18 protein-coding genes and 2 pseudogenes are annotated in these 23,692 nt (G+C 60.6%); 3 read left to right on the forward strand and 17 right to left on the reverse strand.

What is annotated here, in order from left to right:
• Window positions 1–33: 33 nt before the first annotated feature.
• Window positions 34–1,188 carry a glycoside hydrolase family 25 protein gene (locus tag RDN59_RS06595; RefSeq protein ID WP_308607153.1) on the reverse strand — a complete coding sequence of 385 codons (1,155 nt, stop codon included), beginning with the start codon at window positions 1,186–1,188 and terminating at the stop codon, window positions 34–36.
• A gap of 184 nt (window positions 1,189–1,372) precedes the next feature.
• Here RDN59_RS06595 and RDN59_RS06600 point away from each other — a divergent pair, with 184 nt between their 5' ends.
• Window positions 1,373–1,816: a hypothetical protein gene (locus RDN59_RS06600; protein ID WP_308607154.1), complete on the forward strand. Its 444-nt coding sequence runs from the start codon at window positions 1,373–1,375 to the stop codon at window positions 1,814–1,816.
• A 147-nt stretch (window positions 1,817–1,963) separates the two neighbouring features.
• Here RDN59_RS06600 and RDN59_RS06605 read toward each other — a convergent pair.
• The 7 genes and pseudogenes from RDN59_RS06605 to RDN59_RS06635 form a co-directional block, all read right to left on the reverse strand.
• Window positions 1,964–6,981, reverse strand: a pseudogene (locus RDN59_RS06605) (DEAD/DEAH box helicase).
• 112 nt (window positions 6,982–7,093) lie between these two features.
• Window positions 7,094–8,230, reverse strand: a complete 1,137-nt coding sequence (locus RDN59_RS06610; RefSeq protein ID WP_308607155.1) for a cysteine desulfurase family protein — start codon at window positions 8,228–8,230, stop codon at window positions 7,094–7,096.
• Complete coding sequence (locus RDN59_RS06615) at window positions 8,230–9,189, reverse strand: electron transfer flavoprotein subunit alpha/FixB family protein (RefSeq protein ID WP_308607156.1); 960 nt, start codon at window positions 9,187–9,189, stop codon at window positions 8,230–8,232. Before RDN59_RS06615 ends, RDN59_RS06610 begins: the two co-directional genes overlap by 1 nt.
• Window positions 9,190–9,200: 11 nt before the next feature.
• Entirely contained in the window at window positions 9,201–10,001 is an 801-nt protein-coding gene (locus RDN59_RS06620) for an electron transfer flavoprotein subunit beta/FixA family protein (protein ID WP_308607157.1), read from the reverse strand.
• Between the two features lie 34 nt (window positions 10,002–10,035).
• On the reverse strand, window positions 10,036–11,187 hold the full coding sequence (locus RDN59_RS06625) for an SAM-dependent methyltransferase (RefSeq protein WP_308607158.1): 1,152 nt from the start codon (window positions 11,185–11,187) through the stop codon (window positions 10,036–10,038).
• Between the two features lie 11 nt (window positions 11,188–11,198).
• Window positions 11,199–12,026 carry an NUDIX domain-containing protein gene (locus RDN59_RS06630; protein ID WP_308607159.1) on the reverse strand — a complete coding sequence of 276 codons (828 nt, stop codon included), beginning with the start codon at window positions 12,024–12,026 and terminating at the stop codon, window positions 11,199–11,201.
• A 95-nt stretch (window positions 12,027–12,121) separates the two neighbouring features.
• Entirely contained in the window at window positions 12,122–12,970 is an 849-nt protein-coding gene (locus tag RDN59_RS06635; protein WP_308607160.1) for an ABC transporter ATP-binding protein, read from the reverse strand.
• Window positions 12,971–13,027: 57 nt separating this feature from the next.
• Here RDN59_RS06635 and RDN59_RS06640 point away from each other — a divergent pair, with 57 nt between their 5' ends.
• Both RDN59_RS06640 and glgB read left to right on the forward strand, forming a co-directional pair.
• Window positions 13,028–15,034 (forward strand): maltotransferase domain-containing protein, encoded by a 2,007-nt coding sequence (locus RDN59_RS06640; RefSeq protein WP_308607161.1) that lies wholly within the window; start codon window positions 13,028–13,030, stop codon window positions 15,032–15,034.
• 106 nt (window positions 15,035–15,140) lie between these two features.
• A complete protein-coding gene (gene glgB / locus RDN59_RS06645) occupies window positions 15,141–17,261 on the forward strand; it encodes a 1,4-alpha-glucan branching protein GlgB (RefSeq protein WP_308607162.1) in 2,121 nt (706 codons plus the stop codon).
• 149 nt (window positions 17,262–17,410) lie between these two features.
• Here glgB and RDN59_RS06650 read toward each other — a convergent pair whose 3' ends face one another.
• From RDN59_RS06650 to RDN59_RS06690, 9 genes and pseudogenes are all read right to left on the reverse strand, one after another.
• Window positions 17,411–17,809 carry a low molecular weight phosphatase family protein gene (locus RDN59_RS06650; protein ID WP_308607163.1) on the reverse strand — a complete coding sequence of 133 codons (399 nt, stop codon included), beginning with the start codon at window positions 17,807–17,809 and terminating at the stop codon, window positions 17,411–17,413.
• Window positions 17,810–17,856: 47 nt separating this feature from the next.
• The gene (locus tag RDN59_RS06655; protein WP_308607164.1) at window positions 17,857–19,434 is read right to left on the reverse strand and encodes an ABC transporter substrate-binding protein; all 1,578 of its coding nucleotides are present in this window, start codon (window positions 19,432–19,434) and stop codon (window positions 17,857–17,859) included.
• A 203-nt stretch (window positions 19,435–19,637) separates the two neighbouring features.
• On the reverse strand, window positions 19,638–20,561 hold the full coding sequence (locus RDN59_RS06660; protein WP_308607165.1) for a tetratricopeptide repeat protein: 924 nt from the start codon (window positions 20,559–20,561) through the stop codon (window positions 19,638–19,640).
• Window positions 20,558–20,866: a thiamine-binding protein gene (locus RDN59_RS06665; RefSeq protein WP_308607166.1), complete on the reverse strand. Its 309-nt coding sequence runs from the start codon at window positions 20,864–20,866 to the stop codon at window positions 20,558–20,560. The genes RDN59_RS06660 and RDN59_RS06665 overlap by 4 nt, the downstream gene beginning before the upstream one ends.
• Window positions 20,867–20,876: 10 nt before the next feature.
• Entirely contained in the window at window positions 20,877–21,161 is a 285-nt protein-coding gene (locus RDN59_RS06670) for a hypothetical protein (RefSeq protein WP_308607167.1), read from the reverse strand.
• Window positions 21,161–21,853, reverse strand: coding sequence for an endonuclease NucS (nucS, locus tag RDN59_RS06675; RefSeq protein WP_010187052.1), 693 nt, complete (start codon window positions 21,851–21,853; stop codon window positions 21,161–21,163). Before nucS ends, RDN59_RS06670 begins: the two co-directional genes overlap by 1 nt.
• A gap of 23 nt (window positions 21,854–21,876) precedes the next feature.
• On the reverse strand, window positions 21,877–22,362 hold the full coding sequence (locus RDN59_RS06680) for a DUF2550 domain-containing protein (RefSeq protein ID WP_010187057.1): 486 nt from the start codon (window positions 22,360–22,362) through the stop codon (window positions 21,877–21,879).
• 186 nt (window positions 22,363–22,548) lie between these two features.
• Window positions 22,549–22,917 carry a F0F1 ATP synthase subunit epsilon gene (locus RDN59_RS06685; RefSeq protein WP_010187059.1) on the reverse strand — a complete coding sequence of 123 codons (369 nt, stop codon included), beginning with the start codon at window positions 22,915–22,917 and terminating at the stop codon, window positions 22,549–22,551.
• Between the two features lie 10 nt (window positions 22,918–22,927).
• Window positions 22,928–23,692 (reverse strand): annotated as a pseudogene (locus tag RDN59_RS06690) (F0F1 ATP synthase subunit beta); the annotation flags it as partial.

Raw genomic sequence — 23,692 nt, forward strand, 5'->3', positions numbered from 1 at the left:
CCCCCGCCACGACGCCCCGGCAACCGCCGACGATTAGCGCAGGCTCTTGAGCAGGTCCGCCACCTGCTTGGAATCAAATGCCGGGATCTCCACACCCGCGGCGTGACCGGCGCTGCGCGCGGCACGGCTGGCATTCTCCACGTCCTGCTCGCTGACGTTGTTGGCATCAAAGTCCTGCAGGTGCTGCGCATTATCCAGGAAGATGGCTAGGTCGCCGACGGTGGCGTCGTTGTTTGCCAGGCTCTTGAGGTCATCAACGCTAATAGCGCCGGTGTTGAGCAGCTTCTCGGCCTGCTTCACAAGCCCGGTCGGATCCACGTCTAGACCCGCATCCTTCGCGGCATCGGCCACGGCAGGAACGGCCGCCGCACCTGCTGCCAGGGCCAGGATTCCGGCGATCAGTACACCGGCATCATCGCCCAGATCCACACCCGGAATGACCAGGTCATCCAAGATGCCACCGAAGTCAATATAGTTGCCACCGGAAAAAGAGTGCAGCTGAGCCTCAGTACCGTTAAAGAGGTTCAGGTCAACGTCGGTCTCAATGCCGGCCACGCGTCCGCTACCGGAGCGCTGCCAGAAGGCCAGCTTGTCCCAGCCACCGACCGGGTCCGGCGCGGTGTCCTGGTAGGCCGCCAACCACAGCGGGTACTCGGAGAAGCGCGTGGTATTACCCATCTGGCCCATCCAGAAGTACTTGTAGGTGTACAGCATCGGCGTACGGCCCGTCAGGGACTTCACCTCCGTCATGAAAGTATCAATCCACTCCTCCAACTGCTTAGCGCTCAGGCCCTCATCAACCTCGATGTCGAGCACCGGCGGCAGGGTCTGCGTCGGCACCAGCGCGATCTGGGAAGCAAAGCTGGCCGCCTGCTGCTTGGCATCCCCTGCCGGGCGTGCGTAGTGGTAGGCACCCACCTTCAGCCCAGCAGCAGCTGCAGCATTGGCATCGCGCACAAAGTGGTTGTTGACAAACCCAACGCCCTCGGTGGCCTTGACGAAGGCATAGGACTGGCCGTCGGACTTCACGGCATCCCAATCGATTCCGCGCAGGGACATGTGGTTATTGCCAGAGACATCCACACCAGAAGGCGCGTAGGACGGAATGGCAACGGCGGTGGATACGGACAGTGCCACAGCCGCTACTGCGGTAACGGCGGCGGTAACAAGGCGACGTGCATGGCTCATGCGCGCCACACTACCTCCTCTTTAACATCAACCACTGAAGCAACACACGAATCATCAAACTCTTTTGTCACACCATCAACTCAACTCCTGCCGTCGGCTCCCAACAGCAACAACCACTGCTAAAATTCCCTTCACATCGCCACCACCCCAGCAGGCGATAACGACCCCAAAGAAGGACAGCGCCATGGACCACCCCTCCATCGACCCACACCCTCCCAATGATCCACATCAACCCGCCGATCTCGCCGCACCCCAAGAGTCCCAGGAATCGGAACTTCCTCCACGCCGCGACTTCAAAAGGGTCCTTAACGAGAACCTCGCGCTGAGGGGCTCCGCTATCCTTTTGGGCGGGTGGGCGCTGGGGTTACTCTCCTTGATCATTGCAGATAGCGCTGCAACGAGCGGCGATGATGCCGCGTCCTACTTCTTCGGCTTCCTCGGCATATTCACCTTTATCGGGCTGATTTTTGCAACGCTCTTTCTCGCACCATTCTTTGCCTTCATCGCCATCGCGTCACTCGACACTGATGCGCCTAAAGGCAAACGAAAAGCCATCATCGCAATCGTGTTTTCGATAGCGTCGTTGATTCCCGTTGTCGCGTACTTCGGACCGGACTTTTTGTCTTAGGACCCGACTCTCGGTGACAACTCCGCAGCTCTGACTATCACGCTGTGCTTGGCGACGCCCCACCCAAACTAGCGGACTCAGTTCATCCAGGAATTCAGGGCGGAATGCGCTGCCGCCACGAATACCGTGGCTCAGCTTATTGCAACGCTATGCAGAATCCAGCCCATCCACGATTCGCACGGTCTCCATCGCCACGCGCACGACTTTGCCAATCAGGTCCACGATGTAGCGCGGGTTGCCTACTTCGTCGGCCCAGTCATTGGGGTCGTTGACGATGCCAGAGGCCTTATCCTTTTTGACCTGGTAGCGGTCAATCAGCCAGGCGACAGCCGACCGCGAACCCAGCATGTACGCGTCCGCTTCTTCCGGAATGCCGGCGATGGTCACACGCTTGTTGTAGATCAACTTCGTCACGTCGTTGACATTCTTGCCTGTCTCCGGGTCCTTGCGTTTGGCCCACTTCATCTTGAGCACGCGCCACGTCTCACGGTCGGACTCATCGCCCTTGACCTGAATGTCCAGCGGCCAGGGCTCCACGGACTCGTAGCCCACATGCAGGTCCATCAGCTCTTGGCCCGCAGCAGCGAACCTGTCGAACTCCGCGCGCGACGAAGGCGTCTCAATATGCGGCAGCATCTTCTTCAAGTCAGCCGCGTACTTCGTGCGGTAGCCGGGGTCATGCAGCTTGCCGTAGACAAAGTGGAAGATGTCATCACCCGTGATATCTGGCCCCAGCGCATCGCGGTAGAGAGCCTTAATCTCATCAGTGATGTTGTCTACGCGCACATAGCCGTCAACGACCTCACCAACCGAACCGTAGAGGCTGGCCTCACCCTGCTTGGCGACGCTCCCCTCACCAAACAGCCCTCCATCGTCGGCTGAGACGGCGGCCCAGGTGAAGCGGGGGAAGTATTGGCCGGTGTAGGTAAAGAAAGACAAATCCGGCATAAGGTCCGTCGCAAGCACAGCGAAATTTGCTGCATCACGCGGAGCCATTACAACGAAGCCAATATTCCGGTGTTCCGGAGTTGGGAACATTGATGGGAGTTGTGAACGTTCGTGATTCAACAACCTGTCGTAGTAAACATGCTGTGAACAAAATGGCCGGTAGAGACTTCTTACAATCCTGTCGGTATCAAAATCAAACTTTGTATTTCGGTAAACAGAATTCCGCAGCGAACGGCTCCACTTAATCCGTCGAGCGTCAGCAAAAGCAGGATTGAACTGCAAGAAATCTGCAACCAGTGACTCCCCTTTTCCATTGCCTAGAAATTCCTGCTTATGAAATTCGGATCGTGCCTGTTCATAAGTGTGCCCGATAGTTAGTAATTGTTCTTCAAGTCGCAGCTTGTTGAATGAATAAACCCACGTATCTCTACCTGTCTCCAAACCACGAGTAAAAGACCCAAAAATCTTCGTTGATGAGTCTTTCTTCTCACCCAACATTGGCCAGGTCGAGAACTCCTCCGTACGCTGATTCAGCCAGTCCCCCTCCTTATTAGGAACAACTGACTGCCAATTCAAATTACTGATGGTTGCATTAACTACTTCTTCAATCTTCTCCGCCTTAGACGCATAATCAGGAGAAGCTACATAATGCAATTCAAACGACTTTTGGTTTGCGTCCTTGACACCGATAGCGATAGAAATTCCTACTCGAATATCAAATACATTTCCCCCTTCCCGTTTTGCAAGATCGCCGGCAGTGCGAGAATTACCCCTGAGATTGAATATGTAGAGGTCAGTGAAATCCTCTGCCATGGACAAACGAATACCGTCACCGGTGTTTCCATCAATCCAACCATTATTCGTGACAAAGACAACTACACCTTGATCTCCAATCCTGTCAGTTGCCCAACGGAAGGCACGAAGGTACGAATCATAAAGTGAGTTCTTATTCGTTGCGGTGGACCTAGCAGCATAAGTCTCCGAGATCCGCGCATCTAGACTTGGATACTTTTGATTCGCATTGAGGTCATTGGCGGACTTTTGACCAACTGAGTACGGCGGGTTGCCAATCACCACGTTGATGGGCGCGTTCTTCTGGCGCTCGATGGTCTCGTTGTTCTCGCGGAAGATGTTGAGATCCGGGATGTCGCCGTCCTCGTGGATTTGGAAGGTATCGGCTAGCGCGATGTTGGTGAAAGGCACGTACACAGGTGCGGGTTCGCCGTTGCGGAGAGCTGCTTCTTCGCGCAGGGCGTTGTAGGTGGTCTCGATGTTGACGGCTGAGACGTAGTACGCAAGCAACATGATCTCGGTAGCAAATAGCTCATTGGCGTACTTACGGGCCAGGTCCTCCGGCTTGATAAGGCCCGACTGGAGGAGGCGAACCGTGAAGGTGGAGGTGCCGGCGAAGGGGTCGAGGATGCACACGCCCTCGTCGGTAAGTCCCTTACCGAAGTGCTTCTTGGACACGTCATCGGCAGCGCGCAGGATGAAGTCGACGATTTCGACCGGGGTGTAGACGATGCCGAGGGCTTCTGATTGCTTCTTGAAGGCCTTGCGGAAGAAACGCTCGTACAGTTCCTTGATGACCTGCTGCTTGCCGGAAGCAGAGTTCACCTCAGAGGCGCGGACGCGAACAGACTCGTAGAACTTCTCCAGTGATTCGGTTTCGGTATCGAGGTTCGCCTTGGACAATGCCTTGACCATCTTCTCCATGACCTGGGCCACGGGGTTGTGGGTGATGAAGTCATGATTCTCAAAGAGCGCATTGAAAACAGGTGCCGTAATGAGATGCTGCGAGAGCATCGAAATGGCGTCTTCGTCACTGATGCCATCGTTGAGGTTGTTGCGCAGGCCTTCAACGAAGCTGTCGAATTCTGTGTGCAGGGATCCATCGGCGCCGTCGAGTAGCGCCTTGATGCGGGTGATTTGGTTCTCCGCAATCGTGGCGACATCATCGGCCCAGTCTTCCCAGTAGGTGCGGGTACCGACCTTGTCCACCAGCTTGGTGTAGATGGCTTCTTGCCACTCCTCCAGAGAGAACAGCGCGATCTGTCGAGTAACGGCAGATGAGTCCTCCCACGCGGAAGAGCTATCCGAAGAGCACTCAGCATCGCTCGCGTTGAGCTTCTCCCGCGGATCTTCTTCTGCGTCTTTGCTGACGTTCGGATCATCGGGAATCGGATTGACCGGAATTGGAATGATAGGAAGATCTGGGTCTTTACTGCCGTTAAGGGCGATGGAGTTAATCTTCGCGTTAAAGCGATCATCGTGGGCGCGCAGCGCGTTGAGGATCTGCCAAACAACCTTGAAGCGTTGATTGTCGTTGAGTGCTTCTGCTGGGGAGACGTTGCTGGCTACGGCGACGGGCAGGATGATGTAGCCGTAGTCCTTGCCCTCGGACTTGCGCATGACGCGGCCGACGGACTGGACCACGTCCACCATGGAGTTGCGGGGGTTGAAGAAGATGACGGCATCCAGTGCCGGGACGTCTACGCCCTCAGAGAGACAGCGCGCATTGGTGAGCATGCGCGACTGTTGCCCCCCCCTGAAGGCGCCTCAAGCCACGAGAGCCTGGTACCCCGCTCCATGGCGTTCATGCCGCCATCAACGTGCTGCGCGGCGACGTGGAAGTCGACGTTGGTCAGGGAGACGTCGTTAAGCACTGCCTTTTCTTTGAGCAGTTCCTGATGGGTACCAATGAGGGACGGGTAGGTCTCCGCAATGAGTTGGGAGGTCTTGATGTCCTTGGCAAAAGCCACCGCGCGCTGCATGGGCTGGGCGTCTTCCTCAAAGCCGCCCTTCTTGCCCTGCAATTCGCCGGAGCGCTTGGCCAGGCCGTTCCAGGCGCCAATCATGGCAGACGCCAGCGAAAGGTTGACCTGGTTGTTCTCACTGTGAGCCATGGCTTGGGCGGCCACGGATTCATCCACGGTCATGACAAGCACCTTGTAGTCCGTGAGCAGCCCCTTGTCCACGGCCTCACCGAAGCCGAGGCGGTAGAACTCCGGGCCGTAGATGGCTTCATCATCCATGGAGGCCAGTTCCGCGGAGTGTTCTTCGGCTTTGCCTTTGACGGCTTCGTCGTAGAGGCGCGGGGTTGCCGTCATGTAAAGGCGCTTGGAAGCCTTGATGTAGTCGGCATCGTGGACGCGGACGAAGTTGCTGGCGTCCTCACCGGCCAAGGTGATGCCGGTGGTGCGGTGGGCTTCATCGCAGATGACGAGGTCGAAATCATCGAGGCCCACCTGCTGGGCCTCATGCACTGCCTGGATGGATTGGTAGGTGGAGAAGACAATGTTGAGGCCCTTGGCACGCTTGCCGGATTCAAAGCGTGTAGTGATGTCCTTGCCCTCGGTAGAAACGGGAACCTCAAGGTCATAGACAGCGATGTCCTCGGCCTTCTTGGAGACCTTGCTATCGGAGCACACCGCGAAGGCGCGCATGTCGAGGCGGCCCTGAGCGGTCCATTCCTTCAGTGTTTGGGAGAGCAAGGAAATAGACGGCACGAGGAAGAGGATGCGGGCCTTGCCGCCGTTGTCCTCAGCGACGCGCTCCGCCAGGCGCAGGGCGGTAAAAGTTTTGCCGGTACCGCACGCCATGATGAGCTTGCCGCGGTCATGGGTCTTGAAGCCTTCAATGGCTTTGTCGATCGCCGCCTGCTGGTGCGGGCGGGGCTCAAAAGTTTCACGTTGGGAGAGGTTGATCTGGATGGTCTTATCGCGCACTTCCGAGCCGGGAAAGGCCACGTCCCAGTTGATGGGTGACTCCGCAATCGCGGAGATGCCAATACGGCTGGTCGGAATAATCTGGTTGGCCAGGGCGTCCTCCGCGTGGGAAGACCAGTGATCCGTGGTTGAGATAATCAGGCGGCTGCCAAAGTGCTGGCGGCCTTCTTCAGTGTCAAAAGAATGCCCGGAAGCCTCGAAGAAGGAATCCAGGTGGGACTTCTGGATGCGCGCCTTGGAGTCATAGAACTTGCACTGGATGGCGGTCCACGTGCCGTCATCCACGCGGCGAGCTACCAGGTCAATGCCGGTATCCGCCTTACCACCGTTGTAGCGCCAATCCGTCCAGCGGCAGACCTCGTCGAATTGGTTCTTCAAGGTCGGGTCGGTCTTGAAATAGTTGACCATCAGCTTCTCAAAGGCAATGCCATACTTTGCCTTTGGTTGGTTTTCACGCAGCTGATCTAGGACCTCAGAGAACTTCGACATGACAACATTGTGCCTGATGGGCTATCGGCTCCGTGGCACAACACCGAAGATTGCGAAACGCGTTTGCTCGCCTTTGTCTTTGGGCGTCGGTACTGGCCGGGAGCTGTTGTGTCTACACCGACCGCGCGCGACGGATAATCTCCGGAAGTTCGTTGATAACCACGTCGATGTCCTCTTCAGTGGTCATTCGTCCCAGGCTGAAGCGCAGGCTGCCGCGGCCGTGTTCTTCGTCAATGCCCATGGCTTCGAGCACGTGGGACATGCGGTTAACTCCCGCATGGCAGGCGGAGCCGGCGGAGGCTTCGATGCCGGAGGCGTCGAGAAGCATGATGAGGCTGTCGCCATCCGTGCCCGGGAAAGACACGTGGAGGTGAGAGGCCAAGGTGGGCTCGACGGAGTTGATGATGACGTTATCGATGCTCGACTCGATGCCGGCCTTGAGCTTGTCGCGCAAGGTAGTCAGGCGAGCGGTCTCCTGCTCCATGTCCGCGACGGACTCGCGCAGAGCTGCGGCGAGCGCGCTCGCACTAGCCACGTCGACGGTGCCGGGGCGGATGCCGCGCTCTTGTCCGCCGCCGAAGGCGATGGGTTGAGGCGCCGGGGTGCGGCGTGCGAGCAGCAGGCCAATGCCGCGAGGACCGCCGAACTTGTGAGCGCTGGCTGCGAGCGTGGTAGCACCCAGCTCGTGGAAGTTGATGGGCAGCTTGCCAGCGACCTGCACAGCGTCGATATGCACAGGGGTGTTCTGTGCGGCGGCGCGCTGGGTAATGCCCGCGACCGGCTGGATGGCGCCGGTCTCGTTATTAGCCCACATGCAGGTGGCCACCGCGGCCGGGGTATCCAGGGCTGCGAGGTCACTGACGTGGCCGGTGGAATCGACTGGGAGCAGATCCACGGTAGCGCCGTGCTCAGCGCGGAGTTTGTCCACGGTCTCCAGGACGGCGGGATGCTCGATGGGGGTCGAGATGATTCGCTTCTCCGCCTCCGGTTCTGCGCTTTGCGCCGCACGGTAGAGGCCCTGGATGGCGATGTTATCCGCCTCCGTGCCGGAGGAGGTGAAGATAACCTCGATGGGTTCGCAGCCGAGCAGCTCGGCGACGGTCTCGCGGGCGTCATCCAGCACGGAGCGCGCCTTGCGCCCAGAGCCATAGGCCGAGCCTGGGTTCAGGGACCCGGCGGCATTGACCCAGGCGTCGATGGCGCACTGGCGCATGGGCTGGGTGGCTGCGTAATCGAGGTAGCGAGGCATTAGTTGCCGGCCCCCTTGCGGGACTCGAGCTCGGTGGCCAGAGCCGGGGCGATCTCGTGGAGATCGCCCACCACGCCGAGGTCGGCGATCTGGAAGAAAGGCTCGTCCTGGTCCTGGTTGACTACGACGATGGTCTCCGAGGTCTGCATGCCGGAGGTGTGCTGAATTGCACCGGAAATACCCAAGCCGATGTAGAGCTTCGGGGAGACGGTCACGCCGGTCTGGCCCACCTGGTGGGCTGGGTCGTAGAAACCTTCGTCCACGGCGTCGCGGGTGGCGCCGACGGCGGCACCGAGGACGTCGGCAAGCGGCTCCACCACGTCGGCGAACTTGTCGCCCACGCCGCGGCCACCGGCGACGACGACCTTCGCGGAGGTCAGCTCCGGGCGTGCGGTCTTCACAGCCGGGGTGAAGGAGGTGACGGTGACGTCCTTCGCGGTAGCGGCAGGCAGCTCGAAGGGAGCGGGTGCCGCGGTGACCGGCTGGGGTTCAGCAGCCACGGAACCCGGACGCAGGGTGTAAACCACGGAGCCGGTGGCCGTGGAGGAGGTCTCGTAGGAGCCGCCGAAGATGGTGTGGTGTGCGCTGCCGTCAACGTTGATGGCATCGACGTTGACCAAGGCACCAGAGCCCAGGCGGGCGGCGAGGCGGCCGGCGATCTCGTTGTTGGTCGGGGTGGCTGCTAGCACGATGGGCGCCGGGTTATTGGCGGCCAAGGCGTGGAGGGCGTCGACCTCCGGGGTGACGATGCGCTGCTCATAGTCGGCGGCGGTGGCCTGAACTACCTGGGCGGCACCGAAGTTGCCCAACTCGGCATCGAAGGAGGCGGCGGTGGCGGCATCCTTGGCCACGACGACGGCGGAGACGGTGCCGAGTGCGCGGGCGGCGGTGATGAGCTCGCCGGTGACGGGGCTGAGCTGCTCTGCTTCGTGCTCAACTAGGACATAAACGTGAGACATGTGTTTTCTCCTTAACCCTCGATGAGATTCTTGGCGGCCAGGAAGTCCGCGACCTTGGCGGCAGCCACGGCCGGATCTGGGTCGGTGATGACCTCACCGGCGGTACGGGCCGGGCGCTGCGCAGAGGCGGTGACCGTGGTGGTGGACGGCACGCCATCGATGCCGAGGTCCGCCACGGCGAGGATGGTGACTTCAGCCTTCTTGGCGGCCATCAGGCCCTTGAAGTTGGGGAAACGCGGCTTATCGGCCTTGTCGGTAAAGGACAGAATGGCCGGTAGGTTGGCGCTGAGCTCCCAGTGGCCGTGGGCATCCTCGCGGGTGCCGGTCGCGGTGGCACCGGCCAGGGAGGCCGCCTTGAGCTCCGTGAGCGCGGGCAGCTGGCGGTACTCGGCCAGCAGGCCTGCAATGAGGCCGGTGGAGGCATCCGAGGAGTTATTGCCCAGGGTGATGACCTGGACCTCACCGAACTGTTCTCCCACCTTGTTGATGGCGGCGTTAAGAACCCATGCGGTGGCCAGGGCGTCGGCGCCAGCGAGGGCGTCGTCCGTCACGTGCACGGCGTGGTCGGCGCCCATGGCCAAGGCCTTGCGCAGGGCTTCATCGGCCGCGGCCGGGCCCATGGTGAGGGCCACGACCTCATAGCCGGCGTCGGCGTTATCATCGCGCAGACGCAGTGCCTGTTCGACGGAGTACTCGTTGACCTCATCGATGACGTTATCCACCGAGGTGCGGTCCAAGGTGTGGTCCGCCTCGAGGGTCTTGGTTGACCACGTATCCGGTACGTGCTTGACCAGAGCCACAATGACTGGCATGTGGGCACTTCCCCTTCCGTAAATTTTGAAACTATTAGGGTGCGTAATTACCTTCGGTCGATACTACTCGCGGTCCGCACAACACCGCGACTCCCTTCGTTCCAATGCGTGTGACCACGAGAGTCTTGGCAGTCGAGCCTTTCAGTTTGAGCTTCTTGCGCAGTTGGTCCGGGTTCACGTCTTGCCCGCGTACCAGGATTTCCAGCGAACCAACATTGTGGGCCGCCATGGCCGCCTTGAGTTTTTTCATGGGGACCATCTCGATGAATTCAAATCCAGAAGTGCCCTCTGGCAGGCGGTCACCGGTGAGGTAGGCAATGCGCGGGTCTAGCTGGTGCAAGCCTTCCCGCGCGGCGTAGTGGCGCACCAGCCCGGCGCGCACGATGGCGCCGTCGGGGTCGATGAGGAAGCGCCCCATGGGTCCCGCCTCAGGTAGTTCGTCTTCGTCGAGGTCATCCTCGATGACGTCCGTGTGTAGTCCTTCAGGCGTTGCGTTGAGAATGACCGCCCTCTTCCCTCTTCCCAGGCCCGGGGTATACAGGCAGGTTTCCTTCACCCTTCCGTCGAGGCTGACCACGCAGGCTAGTCCTTCCCATTCGGAGTGGTCGATGCCGGGTGCGCACTTGATGGCCATCTCGCCGTGGGTGTCCAGGAGGTCTGCCGGTGGTGGCAGGAGTTGGTCCAAGCGGGTGATGCGGTTGCCGCCTTGGCGCCGGGCGGGATCAGCGATGCAGACCTGGGCGGTCGTCGTTGTTGTCAGAGCATCTGCGCGGAAGACGGGGTGCTCAATGTTGTGCCGCGCCATGGCCACGCGGGAGGCGTCGAGGTCGCTGCCCACATATGTGCCGGGCGCAAAGGCTTGTCCCTCAGTGCCGATGGAACACGTGAGGTCGTGGACGAGGTCCACGTTGCGCTCCTGGAGGAATTGCGCGCGGTAGGCGGCCACTGCGGGTGGGGTGGCCTGTTGGGCGGAGTCGTGGTCCATGAGCCACCGCCCTGGCAGCTTTCCGGAGCTGCGTGCTTGGATGAGCTCGGCCACGGCACGCCCATAGTCACCGAATTGGGCCTGCAGCTTGGCGACGTCCCTCAGGTGCGCCTTCCTCGTCCCCTCCAGGTCCGCCGCGGCGACGTCGATGACGGCTGCATTCTCGCGCAGGAAGGCGACTTCGTCCAGGGTGTAGCTCATGCTGTGCTTTTCTAGATGCGGTTGACGGGGAATGTGGTGAAGTACTCGCGGTAGCGCTCATCGTCCCGGGGATCCCCGATGATGGGGCGCAGATCGGAAAAGGAGGCATCGTCCAAGACTTCCTTAACACTGGAATAGGACGTGAGGCGTTTGAGCTGCGCCCAGGTGGGAATGGCAAGGCGTACCAGCCCGGCGCGCCAGCCGTCGAGAACCAGTTGTGGGTCGAACCAACCGGCGTCATCGGCCTCCCCTGTTTCGCCATCCGGTTCTTGCCCCTCGGGCAGCACACCGATGAAGAAAAAGGTGTCGAACCAGTGGTTATTATCCTCGCCCGCCCAGCGGGACCAGGGAAGGAACATGTCGGTGTCGACGCGCATGCCGTTGTGCTCTAAGAATTCGGTAAAAGAAATCTCGTGGGATTCCAGTAGTTCGCGCTCGCGGTGATAGCGCGAGGCGTCGGATACTAGGCCGTCTTCGCGAATGGCCAGCAGTGTGCCGGCCTCTTCGAAAAGCTCCCGGGCAGCGGCGAAGACAAGGGCATGCGCCTTGTACTTGGTCACGCCCATACGGCGTGCCATGGACACCACTGAGCGGCCTGCCCATAGTTCACCGGAGTCCCAAGAACGCGGTGGGAAGTCACGCGGGTCTACCCCGCCGCCGGGAAAGACGACGTGCCCGGGGTAATTGCGCATGGTGCTCACGCGCTCTTGGATCCACACACGCAGGCCCTCAGTCGTATCGCGCAACAAGAGGACAGTAGCGGCCAGGCGTGCCCCGTTAAAGCCCGTTGTTTCGCCAGGGTCGATGGCGTCAAGACTGTCGTGGATGGACTGACTCATGCAACTTTCCGTGTCTGCAGGCTGGGGGCAGAATTCGAGAGGTATACGTCGAGAATGTGTACTGAGGTTGTGTACTAAGAGTTATGTACTAGGGGTTAGCGGACTCGTCGGGCGAAGTACCTCTCCCCGATGCGATCCACCTGGATAGGTTGGTGGAAGGCTTTGGAAAGGTTTTCCGACGTCAGGACAGAATTAATGAGTCCTTTGGCCACGACCTTACCCTCATCCAGGAGCATCGCATGGGTAAATCCGTAAGGGATTTCCTCCACGTGGTGGGTAATCATGACAATCGCCGGGGCATCCGCATCCAGTGCCAAGTCCCCGAGGTAGCCCACGAGGTCCTCACGGCCGCCCAAGTCCATGCCGGCGGAGGGCTCATCCAGGATGAGCAGCTCCGGGTTGGCCATGAGCGCACGGGCGAGGATGACGCGCTTCTTCTCACCTTCGGAGAGCGTGCCCCAAGTCCGCTCTGCTAGGTGCGCGGCGCCGACTTGCTCCAAGATATCGTCAGCACGGGAGAAGTCCATGTCTTGGTAGTCCTCACGCCAGCGGCCGAGGACCGCGTAGCCGGCAGAAACAACGAGATCATCCACGCGCTCGTTATCCGGGATGCGGTGCTGGACGGCAGCGGAGGAAATACCAATGGCGGCGCGTAGGTCACGCATATCCGTCTTGCCCAAGCGCTCGCCCATGAGGAAAGCCACACCAGCGGACGGGAACTCTTCGGCGGCTGCCATACGCACCAGGGATGTCTTGCCCGCGCCGTTGGGGCCGATGATGACCCAGCGTTCGTCGAGCTCCACCTGCCAGTCGACGGGCCCGACCAGCGTGCGCCCGCCGCGCCGTAGCTCGACGCCGCGGAAGTCAATCAACCAATCCTCGTCGGTTTCCATCAGTTCAGGGTCTTGCTGGCTCAATTGCTCTGGAGTGTTCACACGCACCATTGTGGCCGATATCTTCCTTCCCCGGTGAAACTGACACAGCTGCATTATTCTATGGGCATGACACAACGCCTTGGTATCGACGATGTCCGCCCCTCCCTTTCCGGTAACGCAGCCTCGAAGGCCGTTGTCGGAGAGGTCGTTCCTGTTACCGCGCTGGTGTGGCGTGAAGGCCACGATGCCGTCGCCGCGACACTGTCGGTGTGGAACACTGACTCCCCGTCCACCTCTGCAGTGACCATGACGGTGGATCCAGAGAATCCGGATCGGGTCCACGGCGTGTTGAGCCCGGCCACCGCAGGCCGCTGGTTCTTCCGCGTCGACGCCTGGTCGGATCCGATGTCCACCTGGCGCAACGCGGTGGTCAAGAAGATGGAGGCCGGTCAATCCGCGCAGGAGCTCAGCAACGATCTCTTGCACGGTGCCGAGCTCTTCGAGGAGGCGGCAATCCAGTGCCCGAGCGACAAGGCGGAGCTGCTCTTTCAGGCGTCGAAGGAGCTACGGGATGACACGGTGGACGTCGACAAGCGCGTGCGCACCGCGCTGTCCGACGAGGTCGCGGACGTCCTCCACCACCACCCCCTGCGCCACCTGCTGGTGGAGGGTGACATTCACGAGGTCCTCGTGGAACGCCGCGAGGCCCTCTACAGCTCCTGGTACGAGCTCTTCCCGCGTTCGACCGGCGGCTGGGATGACGAGGGCAACCCCGTGCACGGCACGTTTAAGACCACGGCACAGGCACTCGAGCGCGTGGCCGCCATGGGTTTCGATACCGTCTACTTCCCGCCTATTCACCCCATTGGCAAGGTCCACCGCAAGGGCCGCAATAACTCGGTGGTGGCCGAGCCCGGTGATGTGGGATCCCCCTGGGCCATCCAGGACCACTCCACCACGCACCCGGAGTTGGGCACCATGGAGGACTTCAAGGAGCTGGTCAAGAAGGCCACCGACTTGGGCCTGGAGGTAGCGCTGGACTTGGCGCTGCAGGCCTCCCCGGACCACCCGTGGGCCAAGACCAACCCGGAGTTTTTCACCGTGTTGGCCGATGGCACCATTGCGTACGCCGAGAACCCGCCGAAGAAGTACCAGGACATCTACCCGCTCAACTTCGATAACGACCCAGATGCCATCTACGCGGAGATCTACCGCATCGTCATGATCTGGGTGGAGGCCGGCGTGACCACCTTCCGCGTGGACAACCCGCACACCAAGCCGGCTAATTTCTGGAACTGGCTGATTTCCAAGGTGCACATCACGCACCCGGAAGTCATCTTCCTCTCCGAGGCCTTTACCCGTGCCCCGCGCCTTTTCGGATTGGCCAAGGCTGGATTTACGCAGTCTTATACCTACTTCACGTGGCAGACCTCCAAGCACGAGCTCACCGAGTTCGCACAGATGCACGTGGAGCAGGCCGATATCTGCCGCCCCAACCTCTTTGTCAATACCCCGGATATCCTCCACGAATCCCTGCAGACCGGCGGGCGCGCCATGTTCGCCATCCGCGCCACTTTGGCTGCCACGCTCTCCCCGCTGTGGGGCGTGTACTCGGGCTTCGAGCTCTACGAGCACCAGGCCGTCAAACCGGGCAGCGAGGAATATCTCGACTCGGAGAAATACGAACTGCGCCCGCGCGACTTCCAGGCCGCCGTTAAGTCCGGTGATTCCCTGGAATCCTATATCCGCCTTCTCAACCTCATCCGCCGCGAGAACCCGGCCCTCCAGCAGCTGCGCACGCTGCGCTTCCACAACACCGATAACGAGGCCATCATTGCCTACTCCAAGGCCGATCCCACCACCGGCAACGTGGTGCTCGTGGTGGTCAACTTGGATCCGCGCAATGCGCAAGAGGCCACGGTCTTTGTGGATCTGGCTGCCGTGGGCCGCCACCCGGGTGAACACTTCACGGTGCAGGACACCATCAGTGGTGCCGCCTACGAGTGGTCCGACCGCAACTTCGTGCGCTTGGAGCCACTGCGTGATGTCGCCCACGTCTTCATCCTCCCGCCTGCCCACCACGACCTGCAGGAGCGCATTGCCTGGCGCCGGGTGAACGACTACCGCGCTTAAGCTTTAAAGCCGCTGAAACCCCGCGTTGAACCCGTACCCCCTTCATAGGTAGCGCGGGGTTTCTTTTAGGCCCCGCGAGCGGGCGTTGTTCGGTAATTTGGTCTGTATGAACATCCCGGCCTCAGACCTCGAACGCCTCAACCACTGCCGCCACCACGCGCCCCATGATTTCTATGGGTGGCACGACGGAACCGTCCGCACTCGCCGCCCCGGTGCCGAAGCCGTCGAACTCGTCACCGCTTCCGAGACCCTCGCCATGCGTGCGGTTGGGGATGATATCTGGGAGGCCCCGCTCGCTGAGGAAGCAGACTACCGCCTGCGCATCACGTACCCAGACCAGCCCGCGGTCGAGGTAGCAGACGGCTACCACTTCCTGCCCACCCTGGGCACCCTGGATCAGCACCTCATCGGCGAGGGCCGCCACGAACGCTTGTGGGAAGTGCTCGGTGCCAACCTCAAGAGCTACACCACCGACATGGGAGTAGTCGAAGGCACCGCATTTGCTGTGTGGGCACCCAACGCAGAGGGCGTGGCCGTGGTCGGTGACTTCTGCGGCTGGAACCCGACCCAATACCCCATGCGCAGCCTCGGCTCCACGGGCATTTGGGAAGTCTTTATCCCTGGAGTGGGCGAAGGCGAGCGCTATAAGTTTGCCGTCCACGGCAAGAACTCCCCGCGCATTGATAAGGCGGATCCCCTGGCCAAGCGCACCATTGCCCCGCCGGAGACCGCCTCCGTGGTGGCCCGCTCCAACTTCGAGTGGAGCGATGAAGAGTGGATGAACAACCGCAACGGCGACCTCGACGTCCCGATGAGCGTCTACGAGCTCCACGTCGGCTCCTGGAAGGTGGGCGCCAACTACAGCAGCTTGCGTGCGGAGCTCATCCCCTACCTGGTTGAGCACGGCTTTACCCACGTGGAGCTGCTGCCCGTGGCCGAGCACCCCTTCGGCGGCTCTTGGGGCTACCAGGTCTCCGGCTACTACGCTCCCTCGGCGCGCTGGGGCTCTCCGGATGAGCTGCGCGCGCTTATCAACGACCTGCACAAGGCAGGCATCGGCGTCTTCGTCGACTGGGTTCCCGCCCACTTCCCCAAGGATGAGTGGGCGCTGGGCCGCTTCGACGGCCAGGCCCTCTACGAGCACCCGGACCCGCGCCGCGGTGAGCAGGCCGATTGGGGCACCTATGTCTTCGACTTCGGCCGCAACGAGGTGCGCAACTTCCTCGTGGCTAATGCCCTCTACTGGGCTGAGGAGTTCCACGTGGATGGCCTGCGTGTCGACGCCGTGGCCTCCATGCTCTACCTCGACTACTCCCGCGAAGAGTGGCTGCCCAATATCTACGGCGGCCGCGAGAACCTTGAGGCCGTCCAGTTCCTCCAGGAAACCAACGCCACACTGAACCGCACCCACCCGGGCGTGCTCACCATCGCCGAAGAATCCACCTCCTGGCCGGGCGTCACCGCCCCGACACACGAGGGCGGCCTGGGCTTTAGCCTGAAGTGGAACATGGGCTGGATGAACGACACCCTGGAGTACTTCAAGCACGAGCCGATTCACCGCCGGTACCACCACGGTGAGCTCACCTTCTCCATGGTCTACGCCTACTCGGAGCGCTATGTGCTCCCGTTTAGCCACGACGAAGTTGTGCACGGCAAGGGCTCCCTGTGGGAGCGCATGCCGGGCGATGACTGGAATAAGGCCGCGGGCCTGCGCGCGCTGTATGGCTACATGTTCTCCCACCCAGGCAAGCAGCTGATGTTCATGGGCCAGGAGTTTGGCCAGACCACCGAGTGGGCAGAAGGCCACTCCGTAGATTGGTCCAACCTGGAAGGCTGGGGCAACGAGTGGCACCACGGCATCAAGCGCCTGGTGCGCGACCTCAACGCGGTGTACAAGCAGCACCCGGCACTCTGGACGCAGGACTTTACCCAGGACGGCTTCCAGTGGGTCAAGGCCGATGATGCTAACAACAACATGCTCGGCTACGTGCGCTACGGCAAGGATGGCTCCGCGCTGTTGGCGGTGTGCAACTTCTCCGGCAGTTCCGTGCCCAACTATGACCTCTGGGTGCCGCGCGATGGCGAGTGGGAGCTGGTCATCAACACCGACGACGCCGTCTACCAGGGTGCTGGCAACGACCTTGCCCACCGCGTGCGCTCCGAAGGCAACCACGTCCAGCTACACCTACCGGCCAACTCTGTGCAGTGGTATGCCTTCCGCGGCTAAGCTGCGCGGCCTAGCGCCGAGCCTGGCTCGGCGCGCGCTCACGCTCATCACTAGCAAGGTCTGAGAGACACAACTGCCCCAGTTGCCAAAGTTCTGGCCAGATCTTGAATCTCGGCGGGGTTCTTTGGCAACTGGGGCAGTTTTAGTTTTCAGTCCTGCGCGTGTGCACCAAGGAAAGCTCGTACACGAGCATCAATGTCATCGCGCAGCGCATCCATTCGCTCCGCGCCTTCTAGGCCGCGTACGGACGGGTCCTCAATCTCCCAACGCTCAGCCACTCCGTCATAGTCGGCATCACCGACGACGATGACGTGGTCCACTGAAGACGCAAGGTCGCGGTCAATCAACGTCGGCGTACCTGCCATGTCGGCGCCGACCTTTGCAAGGGAGGCCTGTGCCTCAGCATTAACGCCCTGCTCACGATGCTGTTCAGTGGTCTTTACTCCTGCGGAGTGAATCTCCCAGTCGGGCGCATGCTTCCTGGCTAAGGCAGCCGCCATCTGGGACTTACCGCGGTTGGTATTACAAAGAAAAAGTACGGAGGTCATGCCACCCTACTGTAATCGTGTTGCGGTGTGCCAGTAGGACCAGAGCGCTAGTTCTTCTTCACCGCGTAGTACACCGGCAGGGACTTCCAGTTGAAGGTCACGTCCTGGACGTTCTCGGACCAGCCGCCGACCACGTTCGGGTAGAACAGCGGGATCGAAGGAAGGTCACGCAACAACAGCTCCTGTGCCTGGTTGTAGAGCTTCGCGGCTTCCTCCTCATTTGCGGCGCCGTTGGCCTTGACGATGAGCTCATCAAACTCCGGGTTGGAGTACTTCGAGTCATTAGAGGCGACACCCGTGGTGAAGTTTGGCCCCAGGAAGTTGCCCATGGAGGGATAGTCGGCGAACCACGCCGTGCGGTAGGCACCGTCCATGCGCTCGGTGCGGTAGGCATCGCGGAAGGACTTGAAGTCCGGATAGGGGTTGCCCACAGCTTGGATTCCCAGCGTGTTGCTGATGTTGTTGGCTACGGCATCGGCCCAATCTTTGTTGTCACCATCGGTGTTGTAGTTAATGGGGAACGAGCCTTCAAAAGCACCGTACTTCTTATCGGCCTCCGCCCAGAGCTTCTTCGCCTCCTCCGGGTTATAGTCCAGGTTCTCCGATCCGGGCAGGCTGTCGTTGTAGCCATTCAGGACCGGTGAGGTGAACTCGCGGGCCGGTGTGCGGGTGCCGTGGAAAATGGTCTCCGCGATTTCCTCACGGTTGATAGCCATCGAGATTGCCTTGCGGCGCAGGGTGCCCTCTTCCCCACTGAAGTGCGGGGTCTCCATGTGGATTGACATCTCCAGGTAAGTAGCAGCCGGCTTGGTTTCCTGGCGACCGGCCAGGTCCTGCTCATAGCTTCCGAAGGCAGAGGACGGAATGGCTTCGAGGACATCGAGGTTATTCGCCAACAGGTCCATGTAGGCCGCACTGGAATCAGCGTAGAAGGCGAACTCAATGCCGTCGTTTTGTGCAGCACGGTCGCCCTTGTATTCCGGGTTGGGCTCGATGATCAGGTTCTGGTTGTGGTTCCATTCTTTGATCTTGTACGGGCCATTCGATACCGGGGTCTCGCCGAAAGCCTGCGGGTCCTCAAGTGCGGCTGCGGGGACTGGGAAGTAAGCGTTGTAGCCCAAACGGCTTGGGAAATCGCTCTCCGGCTGCGTCAGCTCAATGGTGAAGGTGCGCTCATCAATGACCTTGAGGCCCTCCATCTTCTTGACGCCTTCCCCGTATCCCTTGATGGAGGAGAAGAAGCTCTCGTTGAGCTGCTCATTGGCCACCGCGTAGTTCCACGTATCGACAAAGGTATCCGCGGTCACAGCGGAACCGTCGGAGAATTTCAGGTCAGGCTTGAGCGTGACCTTGTAGGTCTTCTCCCCTTCCTGATCAATGGATTCTGCCATCTCGTTGTGCACGTTGCCCTCGGCGTCGTAGTACACCAATCCGGAATACAGCATGTCGACGATGCGTCCGCCGCCGTTCTCATTCGTCATCGCGGGGATAAGCCCCTGCTGCGGCTCAGTGCCGAGAACGCGAACATAGTTGGAGCCACCGGCGCTATCGGAGCTATCGCTTCCGCAGGCGGCGAGGGTAAAAGCAAGAGAGGTGGCGCCGATGACGCCGAGGAGCTTGCGCATGAGAGTCCTCCTGAAAGAGCTAAAAACAAAGTGTGCGTTATGACACCAAAATGAATTTAGCATGAGGCACCTCACACACCAGCGTCGACACAAAAAGACCCTCAGGAGAGGACTTAATCAGTCAATCCTGAGGGTTGAGTGTGAGGTGCAACAAGCGCCCGTGAAGGCTGCAGCTGCTCGTGGGACTCCACAAGGAAGGGAAATTAATACAATGCACTAGCCAGCTTCGTGCGCGCGGCCAGCACGCGCGGGTCACCAGAATCAAAGAGCCCGAAGAGCTCCAACAGACGGGTCTTGAGCTGTTCCTTCTCATCCCCAGCGGTGCGCTTCATGGCCTCGATGAGGCGCTCGAAGGCGCGGTCAGGGGCACCGGCGACAACCTCGGCGTCGGCGGCATCGAGCTGCTTGGACACGTCCTCCGGAGCGGCATCCGCCGCAGCGATAGGATCCTCGCTGCGGTTGGCCGGGTCCAGGCGCTTGAGCAGCAGCGTGGTATCGCGGGCCTGCTTGATTTCCACGTTGTCTGGCTCGGCAGCCAGGATCTCCTCGTAGGTGGCAATAGCGGAATCGAAATCACCGCGGTTGAGAGCTTCTTCCGCCAGGCTGAGGCGTGGATCCGCTACTTCCTCTGCGGGGCCCTCCCCAGCCTCCTCTTGCTCGGGCAGGCCCTTGAGCTGAGGGCCGAGCTTGTCGACGATCGCCGCTACCCACTGCTCTAGGTTCTCTCGCGGCTGCCCGCCTTCGAAGTTGGTGACGGGCTGGCCGGCGGCGATGGCGACGGTGGTAGGCAGATTCTGCACGCCAAAGACCTGTGCCACCTGGGGCACGACATCGGCGTTGATGTAGCCCACGATGAACTTCAGCCCACCGGCGGCGGCCATCTCCTCGAAGTCTTTCTTGAGCTGCTCGGAGGCAGGTGAGCGCGGCGAGCCGATCAGGGCGATGACGGGTACCTCCGCAGAGCGGCGCACCAGGTCATTCTCAAAGTTCTGTTCGGTGACCTCGAAGAAGGGCTGCACACCTGCCGAGGCACCAGTAGTGCCCTGTTCCTGTGCTTTCGCCTTGGCCTCCGCCTGCTGCTTGATGGCGCCCAGGTCGAGGGCCCCTCCTACGTACGGTCCAGTCACTTATTCTCCTCCAGGTAACGGTTAACGGAATCTACTTTTTGGGTTATCTGTCCAGTCACGCCTTCGCGGATATCCGCCTTAATCACCAGGCTGGTGCGCGGCGAGACCGCGCGGACTGCGTCGGTGGCCTCTTTAATGACCGCGAACACCTCATCCCACTCGCCTTCGACAAGGGTAAACATGGCATTGGTCTCATTGGGCAGGCCGGAGGCACGGACTACCCGCACGGCTTCGGCGACGGCCGCGGACATCTCAGCGCTTTCATCACCCACAATGGTGGGGGCTACGGAAAAGGCAACAATCATGCCCGCTATCCTACCGCCGCTCCCAGCAGTGCCGGTGCCAGTGTCGGCGATCATCGGCGCGCCCACCGGTGTCCCGTGGCCACGCCACGATGTGCGCCACCCCGGGAGGGATGTTGTGGTTGCATCCCGGACATACGTAGTACTTCTGGGCGGCGGAACTACCAACGTGCCGCATGAGGAATGGCTCCCCATGGGTCCAGTGCGGACCGGGAACGGTCTGTGAACCGAGGAACGAGCTTCCATCACGCGGTAGGGAGCGCGGCTCCTCACGAATTCTGCGGTTGCGGCGTGGCACTAGAACAACCGCAGCTCGTTGGATTCGATGCCACGCAGCTCCTGGTAGTCCAGGACCACGCAGCGGATGCCGCGGTCCTCCGCCAGTGTCCTGGCTTGGGGCTTGATTTCCTGCGCGGCGAAGACGCCATGTACCGGCGCAAGCAAATCGTCGCGGTTCAGCAGTTCGAGGTAGCGCGTGAGCTGCTCGACGCCATCAATTCCGCCGCGGCGCTTGACCTCGACCGCTACGAATTCATTCTTGGAGTTCTTAGCCATGATGTCTACCGGACCAATCGCGGTGGGATACTCGCGGCGCACGAGCGAGTACTTCTCCCCCAACGTTTCGATGTGCTCGGCCAGCAGCTCCTGCAGGTGCGCTTCCACGCCATCCTTGACCAGGCCGGGGTCTTCTCCCAGATCCATGTCGATCTCCTGGTGGATCTGGGCGATGGTGATGCGCAACTGCTCACCTTTCGGATTTTCTACCAGCCACAGTTTCTCACCTGTGTCTTCGCCGTCGATATCCTCAATCGCCGACTCTTCAAAGGTGCATGGTGGTGTCATCCAGTTCAACGGCTTATAGGCACGGTCATCCGCATGGATGGACACCGAACCATCGGCTTTGATGAGGATGAGACGGTCGGCCATGGGAAGGTGGGCGTCCAGGCGGCCTACGTAATCTACGGAGCATTGGGCGATGACAACACGCATGCCCTCTACCCTATCGTTGGGCGCTATTTCTTTGGTAAGCGGGTAGCACGCTGGCGCATCTGGTGGTAATCCATCTTCTCTTGGCGCTTAGACGGCGCCGATTCCACCCACGCGTTCAAGGCCATGATTCCGTGCGCATCAGAGGCAATCTCATAGTCCCGCCCATCGATGCTAATACGGATGATCTGGTGACCAGAGGGCATAAAAGAAGCCTCGTCATCATCCATTGGGCGGGTGCTGCCCAGTTCGATGTCGAGGCGATTGAAGCGCTTGTTGGCGCGCGGCATGACGGAGCGAAGCTTGAAGAAGTCCATATACTCGCCGTCATAGCGCACGAGACCATGACGCCAGGAATGAGAGTCCTTCGACGGTAGTTGGCGCAAAAGGATGCTCGTGCCGCGGGAGCGCACGGTGAAAAAGCGCACCGCCGCTAGGATGAGGAAAACCAGAACGACCAGTGCGCACAGACCTAAAAGAATAGATAGCCCCTGAAGCACCTGAGAATTCATGGATTGATGTCCTTCACAGCGAGTACGAAACGATGGATTGATTGTACCGCCGTTGACGGAAGCAACGCTAGTCCTTGCCCCAGAACACAAAAGAACCCCACCCCCTCTTAGCGAGGTTGTGGGGTTCCTAAGTGAGAGTGGGAAGGGCGGTCATTGCTGCCCGTCGGTTCCCTCTCCGCTCATCCGTTAGCTGTTGAGGCGGCGAGTGGCACGCAGTGCGGCGTCGCCACGGGACCTCGTGAGCTCACGCTCAGACTTCAGGTCTTCCTGTGCCTGGGCTTCATCGACCTCGGAGGCCCAGATGGACCAATCAGCGAGGACGGTGATCTTGTTCTCGGACACGGAGAGGAAGCCACCCTGGACGGCAGCGACGAGGCGCTCGCCGTCGACTGGGTGGATGGTCACAACACCATTGTCGATCAACTGACCGACCATGGGCTCATGGCCAGGAAGCACGCCGATCTCACCCTCGGTGGTCTCAGCCGTCACCATGGTGGCCTTTCCGGTCCACAGCAGGCGCTCGACGGAAACCAATTCGGCGGTGATGTCAGCCATGTGCCTCTCCCTACTTCTTCTCGGTCAGCTTCTTGTACGCAGCCTCGACGTCGTCCAAGCCACCCAGGCCGTTGAAGGCCTGCTCCGGGTAGTGGTCGAATTCGCCGTTGCAGATGCGCTCGAAAGCATCGATGGTATCGGCCAGCGGCACGTAGGAGCCCGGCAGGCCGGTGAACTTCTCTGCGACGAAGAAGTTCTGGCCCAGGAAGCGCTCGATACGGCGAGCACGCTGAACGGTAATCTTGTCTTCCTCAGACAGCTCGTCCATACCAAGGATGGCGATGATGTCCTGAAGCTCCTTGTTCTTCTGCAGGATACCGATGACACGCTGTGCCACCTCGTAGTGGCGCTCGCCCACGATGGACGGCTCCAGAATACGAGAGGTAGAGGTCAGCGGGTTCACTGCCGGGTAAATACCCTTCGAAGCAATACCACGGTCCAACTCGGTGGTGGCATCGAGGTGGGCGAAGGTGGTCGCCGGTGCCGGGTCGGTGTAGTCATCGGCCGGCACGTAGACGGCCTGCAGGGAGGTAATGGACTTACCCTTGGTGGAGGTAATACGCTCCTGCAGAACACCCATCTCATCAGCCAGGGTCGGCTGGTAACCCACGGCGGAAGGCATACGGCCCAGCAGGGTCGACACCTCAGAACCGGCCTGGGTGAAACGGAAGATGTTGTCGATGAACAGCAGCACGTCCTGGTTCTGCACATCGCGGAAGTACTCCGCCATGGTCAGACCGGACAGAGCCACGCGCATACGGACTCCTGGCGGTTC

This window comes from uncultured Corynebacterium sp., assembly GCF_902489365.1.
In the GTDB taxonomy this organism is placed as follows: Bacteria; Actinomycetota; Actinomycetes; order Mycobacteriales; family Mycobacteriaceae; genus Corynebacterium.

What these genes read in the sequence shown, in the direction of transcription:
- nucS (WP_010187052.1), bottom strand. Translation starts at nt 21,853, where the DNA reads ATGCGTGTTGTCATCGCCCAATGCTCCGTAGATTACGTAGGCCGCCTG.
- RDN59_RS06650 (WP_308607163.1), bottom strand. Translation starts at nt 17,809, where the DNA reads ATGACCTCCGTACTTTTTCTTTGTAATACCAACCGCGGTAAGTCCCAG.
- RDN59_RS06640 (WP_308607161.1), top strand. Translation starts at nt 13,028, where the DNA reads ATGACACAACGCCTTGGTATCGACGATGTCCGCCCCTCCCTTTCCGGT.
- RDN59_RS06600 (WP_308607154.1), top strand. Translation starts at nt 1,373, where the DNA reads ATGGACCACCCCTCCATCGACCCACACCCTCCCAATGATCCACATCAA.
- RDN59_RS06615 (WP_308607156.1), bottom strand. Translation starts at nt 9,189, where the DNA reads ATGTCTCACGTTTATGTCCTAGTTGAGCACGAAGCAGAGCAGCTCAGC.
- RDN59_RS06610 (WP_308607155.1), bottom strand. Translation starts at nt 8,230, where the DNA reads ATGCCTCGCTACCTCGATTACGCAGCCACCCAGCCCATGCGCCAGTGC.
- RDN59_RS06595 (WP_308607153.1), bottom strand. Translation starts at nt 1,188, where the DNA reads ATGAGCCATGCACGTCGCCTTGTTACCGCCGCCGTTACCGCAGTAGCG.
- RDN59_RS06620 (WP_308607157.1), bottom strand. Translation starts at nt 10,001, where the DNA reads ATGCCAGTCATTGTGGCTCTGGTCAAGCACGTACCGGATACGTGGTCA.
- RDN59_RS06680 (WP_010187057.1), bottom strand. Translation starts at nt 22,362, where the DNA reads ATGAATTCTCAGGTGCTTCAGGGGCTATCTATTCTTTTAGGTCTGTGC.
- RDN59_RS06655 (WP_308607164.1), bottom strand. Translation starts at nt 19,434, where the DNA reads ATGCGCAAGCTCCTCGGCGTCATCGGCGCCACCTCTCTTGCTTTTACC.
- RDN59_RS06635 (WP_308607160.1), bottom strand. Translation starts at nt 12,970, where the DNA reads ATGGTGCGTGTGAACACTCCAGAGCAATTGAGCCAGCAAGACCCTGAA.
- RDN59_RS06685 (WP_010187059.1), bottom strand. Translation starts at nt 22,917, where the DNA reads ATGGCTGACATCACCGCCGAATTGGTTTCCGTCGAGCGCCTGCTGTGG.
- RDN59_RS06630 (WP_308607159.1), bottom strand. Translation starts at nt 12,026, where the DNA reads ATGAGTCAGTCCATCCACGACAGTCTTGACGCCATCGACCCTGGCGAA.
- RDN59_RS06625 (WP_308607158.1), bottom strand. Translation starts at nt 11,187, where the DNA reads ATGAGCTACACCCTGGACGAAGTCGCCTTCCTGCGCGAGAATGCAGCC.
- glgB (WP_308607162.1), top strand. Translation starts at nt 15,141, where the DNA reads ATGAACATCCCGGCCTCAGACCTCGAACGCCTCAACCACTGCCGCCAC.
- RDN59_RS06665 (WP_308607166.1), bottom strand. Translation starts at nt 20,866, where the DNA reads ATGATTGTTGCCTTTTCCGTAGCCCCCACCATTGTGGGTGATGAAAGC.